General features: G+C 43.0%; 5 protein-coding genes. 3 read left to right on the forward strand and 2 right to left on the reverse strand.

All coding sequences use genetic code 11. The annotated features are described in order from the left end of the window. Positions 1-241: 241 nt before the first annotated feature. Entirely contained in the window at positions 242-1,726 is a 1,485-nt protein-coding gene (locus IQ242_RS11075; protein WP_193960011.1) for a glycosyl hydrolase family 57, read from the reverse strand. Between the two features lie 267 nt (positions 1,727-1,993). Between IQ242_RS11075 and IQ242_RS11080 the strand changes: the two genes are divergently transcribed. Together IQ242_RS11080 and IQ242_RS11085 are read left to right on the forward strand one after the other, a co-directional pair. Then, complete coding sequence (locus IQ242_RS11080) at positions 1,994-3,301, forward strand: hemolysin family protein (RefSeq protein WP_193960012.1); 1,308 nt, start codon at positions 1,994-1,996, stop codon at positions 3,299-3,301. Positions 3,302-3,337: 36 nt separating this feature from the next. Beyond that, a complete protein-coding gene (locus IQ242_RS11085; RefSeq protein ID WP_193960013.1) occupies positions 3,338-4,156 on the forward strand; it encodes an Rpn family recombination-promoting nuclease/putative transposase in 819 nt (272 codons plus the stop codon). Positions 4,157-4,191: 35 nt separating this feature from the next. Here IQ242_RS11085 and IQ242_RS11090 read toward each other — a convergent pair whose 3' ends face one another. Then, entirely contained in the window at positions 4,192-5,529 is a 1,338-nt protein-coding gene (locus IQ242_RS11090; protein WP_193960014.1) for a proton extrusion protein PcxA, read from the reverse strand. Positions 5,530-5,607: 78 nt separating this feature from the next. Here IQ242_RS11090 and IQ242_RS11095 point away from each other — a divergent pair, with 78 nt between their 5' ends. Then, complete coding sequence (locus tag IQ242_RS11095) at positions 5,608-7,698, forward strand: recombinase family protein (protein ID WP_193960015.1); 2,091 nt, start codon at positions 5,608-5,610, stop codon at positions 7,696-7,698. The last annotated feature ends 246 nt before the right edge of the window (positions 7,699-7,944 follow it).

The following is a 7,944-nucleotide window of genomic DNA, read 5'->3' on the forward strand; positions in this document are numbered from 1 at the left end:
GGGGTAGGGTGTGGGGTGTAGGGTGTAGGGTGTGGGGTTTTACCGATTTTCAGGTGGTCAACTACCTAATTTTCAGGGAAAAAGTACCTGAATTTTCCCCCCGATCACTCCAATGGTAGGCACTTTTTGAAGGAAAAAAAGTCTAAAAGTCTTACCCAACAAGGTTTTTAGATTTATTCAGCCAACCCTAATTAGGGTTGGCTGAAAAGCTTTTTCAGCCAACCCTAGATAGCTTAATATCTTAGCGGGTTAGGGCCGCGCCTCTTTCGTACAAAGTGCGGGCATAATCAGTCCAAGTACCCTGGCCCCAATAACGGAAACAACTGGTTTGCACGAGCAAATTATAAAGCAGTGCTTCCAGATAATCCGGTCGTCGGGTAAAACTAGGATCCGCCTGTACTAAAGGATCATATTTCTCGTGGAATTGAGCGCTTAATTGGTTCATCGGTTCGAGGACATTTTCGTAACCGCGCACCCAACTGAGATCATTTGTCCAAGATGCCCCATCCATGCTAAAACGGTGGTCGGACTGTTTTAACTCAGCGATCGCCTGTTCCACTGCTTCCGGGGTAGCGGCATCGGGATTAACTCGCTGCCAGATTTTATGCTGGTGTACGGCTTGAATTGGGGGATAATCTTGGGGATTAACGCCAGCAGCCTCGATTAACTCCAGATATTCCGTACCGTTAAATCCTGCCACAGTGGAACCCCCCTGCATTTCCCGCCAAGGATTGGGAAAATCGCGAGGAAATTCATTCATCATCACGCCACCATTTTCACCGTCGGCAATCTGGGAACCTAGGGAAGGAACCCAAACGCCGCCGATTTGCTGTTTACCGCGGCATTTGGCCTCGTGGTAGGGTTGCATTTGGGCGACTAATTTGGTGTCGGAACCCTGGGTTTTAATCAAAGCAGTAATCGCAATCACTTCACCCCGAGAATTACGGGCCACCAGGCGATTAGGAATATATTTTTGTTCCTGACTCAATCCCGAACCGTCGAGATTTTCCACCGAGTGTTCCTGTACCAATAACCAACGATAGCCGCATTCTTTCAGAGCTTTAATATACTCGTAGAGGGTATCGGGATGGTTAGGAAGGTGCATTTCCGGGGGAGAGAACCCTTTGACTCGTTTCAGGGCATCCGGGCCAAAAATCGAGGCAAAATAGGTTTGCCATGCTTGCATCTGTAATTTTAGATCGGGAATCGGTGTGGAAGGAGCCACCGCATGACTCCACATCGTCCCCAACCATTCCACATAGGGTTGATATTGACTGTTACAGGTGATTAATTTGAGTTTATCGAGGATATCCTGCCGTCCCATCTGTACCAAACCCCAGAGGAGATTGCCAGAATAATCGAGCATAATCCGGGGATTACAGCCTTCCGCCACCAATTCTGGGATAAAATCGCCCATGCGACTGTAACACCAGGCAAAAACGCTGGCATTATGGTTATCGCCATCCCCCTGATTCTCGAACATATGCTGGAGATTGCAGATTAATTCACCGTTAACACCCGCGGGGATGGTGGGTTGGTGCATATGCAAAGCACAGGCAAAACCAGCGTTGATATGGTCTAATTTGAGATTTGTTGTCGGTAAAAAGATCGGATCATCGTGATTAACAATCGCTGCAATTTCCTGTTCCCAACCGCAAATAGTCGGTAGTCCGGGGCGGATTTCCGTGATAGGGTTCGATTTCGATGATACGGGTGTAGCGATCATAATTTTTCAGGCGAATAGATTGAGATAGTTTGTCCCCACTCTCCCAGGGACAACTTTTTTGACTGGCAACAGGTCACTCCTGACTGTTCACTGCTAACTGAGCTAAGAGTGCGGACTTGATCCTATCCCATTTATACTGGGAGTAACCCCCTCCAGACACAAGCCTTCGTAACTCGTTAAAAATCAAGATGATTCTTTACTGAACTTAACCGATCCTCGCACTATGATACAAACAACTATCCGCCCTTTTACCTGCAAATTTTAACCATGTTCTCGGCGACTACCGAAATTCTTGTTATCTTCTTCCTCATCCTCCTCAATGGAGTCTTTGCTCTCTCGGAAATTGCCATTGTCTCAGCCCGCAAAATCCGTTTGGAACAATTAGCCAGAGATGATCGACGGGCGGCGGTGGCCTTAAAATTGGCCAATGATCCCAATCAAATTTTATCGACGGTGCAGATTGGCATTACCCTAGTGGGTATCTTTGCTGGGGCCTACGGAGGAGCTAATTTATCGGTCAGTGTGGCGCAATTATTGGCCCAAGTTCCTGTTTTAGCCCCCTACAGTCAAGCTTTGGGATTAGGATTAGTGGTGTTAATTATTACCTATCTATCCCTAGTGGTGGGGGAATTAGTGCCGAAACGGTTAGGTTTAAGTAATCCTGAAAAAATCGCTATCCTCGTTGCTGATCCTCTGAATAGGTTATCAAAAATTGTTTCGCCCGTTGTCCATCTTTTGAGTCAATCGACTAATCTGATTCTCGGTTTGTTGGGGATTAGCGGTAATAATAATGATTCCCCAATTACGGAGGAAGAATTGAAAATTATGCTTAAACAGGGAACCGAAGCGGGAACCTTTGAGGAAGCAGAACAGGATATGGTGGAAAGGGTGTTAGGATTGAGCGATCGCCGAGTCAGTCAGATTATGACCACGCGCCCAGATGTTGTTTGGCTAGATTTGGAAGATAGTTCCGAAATTAACCGCCAGAAGCTAATTGAGAGCAATCATACCCGTTTTCCTGTGTGTCAGGGCAGTTTAGATGAGGTTTTGGGGGTAATCGAAGTCACAGACTTATTGGCCGATTGTTTAACTGGTGAAAGTTTCGATCTAACGAAGGATTTACAGCAGCCGCTTTTTGTGCCGGAAAGCACTAGGGGTTTAAAGGTTTTAGAATTGGTACAGCAAAGTGGCCATCATATTGCCTTGGTAGTGGATGAGTACGGGGTGATTCAAGGATTGGTGACGCGCCAGGATATTTTAGAGGCAATTGTCGGCGATTTACCCCAATTAGATAATATTGAAGATGCTCAGATCGTGCAGAGGGAAGATGGTTCTTGGTTGATCGATGGCACAGTGGCTATCGAAGATTTTAAAGAATTATTTGAAATCAGTGAATTACCGGGGGAAAAACAGGGCAATTATCACACTTTAGGTGGTTTTATTATTACCCATCTTGGCAGGATTCCGGGAGCTGCCGATCATTTTGAATGGCAAAGGTTGCGCTTGGAAGTGGTGGATATGGACGGTAATCGCGTCGATAAGGTGTTAGTCACGCTCTTGTTGGATGATTTGTAAGTAATTGTTAGTAAATATCTAGATTTTTTCAAGCTTGTGAAGACCGATACAATTTTTTATCAACTCTTGCAAACTTTTCCGGGGTTAATTTTTGAATTACTGGGAGACTCAACCCAGAAAGCTGAAAATTATCAATTCTCCTCCCGAGAAATCAAAGAATTAGCGCGTCGTTTTGACGGTATTTTTTTACCGACCACAGCAGCATCAGAACTAATTATTTACTTTGTTGAAGTGCAATTTCAGGATAAAAGTGATTTTTATTGGCGATTTTTAACAGAAATTGTCATCTATCTCAATCAGTATAAACCCGTTCAGGATTGGATGGCTGTAGCTTTATTTGCCTCTAGGGATATCGACAATAATTTTCCCTATCAACTACGGGGATTTGAGATAACGGGACAGATCAGACGTATTTATTTAGATGAATTAATCGATAGTCCGGCTCCGTCTCTGGGTTTAGGAATTATTCAGTTAATCGTCGCTACACCCCAATTAGCACAGCAACGAGGAAAACCACTTTTAGAAAAAGCGATCGCTGAAATTGATGATCTAGTTTTCCAGCAAAAAGTTGTAGAATTAATTGAAAGAACCTTAGCCTATAAATTTACTAATCTTAGTCGCACGGAGTTAGAAGCTATGTTCGGATTAGATGATCTCAGACAAACTCGACTTTATCAAGAAGCTAAAGAAGAAGGTCGTGAAGAAGGTCGTGAAGAAGGTCGTGAAGAAGCTAAAACTGAAGCGATCGCCAGTTTACTAGCTTTAGGTTTAAGTATAGAACAGATTGCCACTGCTTTGCAGTTAGAACTTACCAAAGTACAAGAGACAGCGGCCAAATTATCCCCCCCAAATTAGAAGAGTAAATTATCAGGTTTCTCCCTGACTTTACCCTATTCATTCATATTACGATAGGTAGCCACTGCCGAGGGAGAAATGCGATTGAGATAACGGAAAATCCAATATTTTAAGACTGTATCCAAGATAACGGGAAAAGTGGCGATAAAGAGAAAATTAAACTGGCGATTTTCTGGTAAACCGAAATGACGACTTAACCCTTCTAGGATCACTTCCCAACCGTGGGGAGAGTGGAAACCGACAAACATATCGGTAAAGAGAATAATTAAAAAAGCTTTAGCTGAATCGCTAAGATTATAGAGAATGCCATCCAGAAAAGACTTGACAATCTCGATTTCCCGACGACTAAAAGCGACAACAAAACCAAAGGCAATCAGGGAACAAATATCGGCGAAAATATTAGCGATCGCATTTAAGCCTCGCTGGCGAAATTCTTCACTTAGTACCGCTGCTTTTTTAGTAATTTCTCCCTCGATTTCTTCGTTAGATAATTTGGGTGCTAAACCAATCATACCTCGAAAATGTAAAGCTTCCTCAAATCTTCTCAGTTCCGAAAAAGCTTCTTCTTCTAAATCCTGATTGATAAAAATAAACTGTTCCTGTTGTTGGAAATATTTATTAACCAAGGGGGTAATCAGGAAAGTTTTGGTTAATTGCTGGGTCAACAAAGGAATAATAATTAACAGTAAAATAAACTTGATAGAAATGGCGGTTTTATAACGAGAATTGCGAAATCTTTTTAAAACTGCCTCCTCCGATTCTACCGCTTGGGGATCAATTTCCTGTTTAATGCGGTTAAAAGTATTGACAAAAGAACGGGGTAAAACCCCCGGTCTTTCCGTAGCTTTTTGGGATTTATTACTTTTGATTATTTCCTCATCTTCAATACTACCCGCTGCTAAAAAAGAGCGATTTCTAGAAGTCTTATTTTTGGCTGTTTCCTGCTCAAAATTTCTGTTCTGGATACTTTTGGGAACATCTTGAATATCTTCTGGCCAATAATTATCTTGATATTTTCCGATAATACTATCGATAAACTGAAGTTTTTTCAGACAAACATCTGTGGTGACAGTAATCACCCCATTATTAATTGTTGGTTGATTTGGACCGAAGGTATTAACGATCAATCGACTAGCTTTAAACTCCGTCAATCTGACTTTAATTTTTTGCAAATAACCTTTAACTTCTGCGATAAAATAGGAATTAGTGCTGCTGCCATAATTCGAGAATTCATTCGCCACTTTTCGCCCTTGAAAATGCTTGTCTTCTATTTCCTTAATCTTCAAAGCTGCATGATAAGCCTCATCTAAAGAACGTTCAGGAGTTTGTAATAACCATTGATTAACACCTTGCAAAATCCGATTAAGATTCATAGGAAACAATTACTTCCACAAGGGAGAAAAGCTAGAGTACCGATCAGTTATCTTAACAAATACAATCGAGAAAAAACGATGTCAATCATACCAATTTGGATCGAAGGTGGCACTCGATCGGGAAAAACCACCGCTTTAGTCGGGGAATTTCGGCGCTGGGTGTCTCGCGATCAATCAAAATCATCCCCCCTTCCTCGATCGATCTTAGTTTTCGCTGCCAACGATGATAATAAACGGGAATTAGCCGATCGATTAGCCATTGCTGTTAGGGGTAGCTATCCGATTCTCTGCAAAACCCCTTTAGGTTTTCTCACCGATGAAGTCATCCTGTTTTGGCCGTTAATTTTCGAGTTTTTGGAGCTAAAAGCGCAATTTCCCCGCCGATTACGCCCAGAAACGGAGCAGGAACTCGCCACCCGTCTCTGGCAACCAGCAATCGCTGAATTCTTCCAGCTTACTAGCATAAATGAATATCGTTTCGTCCGTCAAGTTCTCGATTTGTTACAATTAGCCGGTGCTAGTGGTGTTCCCGCAGAAAAGATACCCGAAAGATTAGCCGACGGATTATCAGAAACAGATTTAAAACGAGTTTTAGCAATTAATGAGCAGGAAATACCAGAAAAAGTGGGAGAATTAATCATTCAATGGCGTGATTGGTCTCTAGAACGTGGTTTATTAAGTTATGGTATCATCTACGAACTCTATTGGCGCTATTTATTCCCTGATAGTCGTTATCAACAGCAACTATTAAAACGCTTCCGGGGAGTTTTTGCGGACGATGTGGACGATTATCCAGCTATTGCCAAGGATTTACTCAGTTTTTTCCTCGATCATGATTATTTTAGCGTTTTTACCTACAATCCCCAGGGAAAAATTCGCTTAGGATTAACTGCCGATCCCGATTATCTACAAAAATTAGCGGCACGCTGTCAAATTATGTCATTATCTACCACTGACGGGTTAGCTGCTCAGTTTAGCGAGACGGTTCTCTCCTTAATCAGCGACGGTAACTATCTTGGCAATCTTCCCGATCAATTCATCTCCCTGCAAACCACCTCTCGCGCCGAATTGTTACGGAAGACAGCCACAGCTATTATTCAAGCAGTCAAGCAAGGAGCAGTAAAACCCGAAGAAATCGCCGTTATTGCCCCTGGTTTAGACGAAATCGCCCGTTATAGCCTGATGGAAATTTTAACCGGTGCTGGGATAGCCGTTCAACCCCTCAACGAACAACGACCCCTGATCAGTTGTCCTCTGATTCGGGCATTATTGACCCTTCTCGCCCTTGTTTATGAAAATTTGGGGCGTTTAGCCCCCCAAGAGGCTATAGCGGAAATGCTGGTGATTTTTAGCCGTTATCGCTGGGATGAAGAACAAAATTTAATTCCCGATATCGATCCGGTTCGCGCCGGATTAATTGCCGATCATTGTTATCAAGTGGATCTGGAAAATCCTCGTTTATTAGCGATCGAAACTTTTCCCCGTTGGGATCGCTTAGGACAAAAAGCTTGTACTGCCTACGAAAGAATTTGTCACTGGATCGAAGGGATGAAAAAACGGCAGCAAGAAGCCAAACTTTTCCCGATTTTTGTCTTAAATCAAGCGATCGAACAATTATTAAACGATGGGGAAAATTTGCCCTTCGATCACTTGGCAGCTTTGCGAGAATTAATGGAAACTGCCCAACATTTTTGGGAGATTGATCGCCGTTTGCGTGAGAGTGAACCCTCTTTTCAAAGTCCCAGCGAAACTATTAGTCAGTTTATCCAACTTTTGCGTCGTGGCACAATCACTGCTAATCCCTATCCTGTGCGACAATTTATTAAATCTTCCCCGGCAGTTACCCTAGGCAATATCTTTCAATATCGTTCTTTTCGTTCTAGTCATCGTTGGCATTTTTGGCTAGATTGTTCCTCCCCACTCTGGGAACAAGGAGGTGCTTCCACTCTTTTTGCTGCGCCGATTTTTTGGCGAGAAAGTCCCTATCAACGCTGGACAACGGAAGCAGAATTAGAGGAAAATCAGGCACGTTTACAGAGAATTTTAAGGGATTTATTAGCAAGGGTAAGCGAAAAAGTTATCCTCTGTCACAGTGATTTAGGAGTATCGGGAACCGATCAAACCGGACAACTTTTATCCTTAGTACAAGCGGCAAAAGAATATGATTAAGGACTAGAACAAAATTAATTTCTTGGTTAGGATAGGCAAGAGGCAACCCCCCCAACCCCCCCGACATCGGGGGGGCAAGGGTAGGGTTTCATTCTCTGAAATGTCATGATCTCAAATCCTTATCTGGCAACGTTTTAAGTCGATTTCTCGGAAATATATAGCTGAAAATTTGTCAAAACGTCGTGCTTTGTAGGTTGATTCATGAATCAACCTACTATGAGAGCAAAAACCTGTACTCCCCTGCTC

This window comes from Microcystis sp. LEGE 08355, from assembly GCF_015207185.1.
In the GTDB taxonomy this organism is placed as follows: Bacteria; Cyanobacteriota; Cyanobacteriia; order Cyanobacteriales; family Microcystaceae; genus Microcystis; species Microcystis panniformis.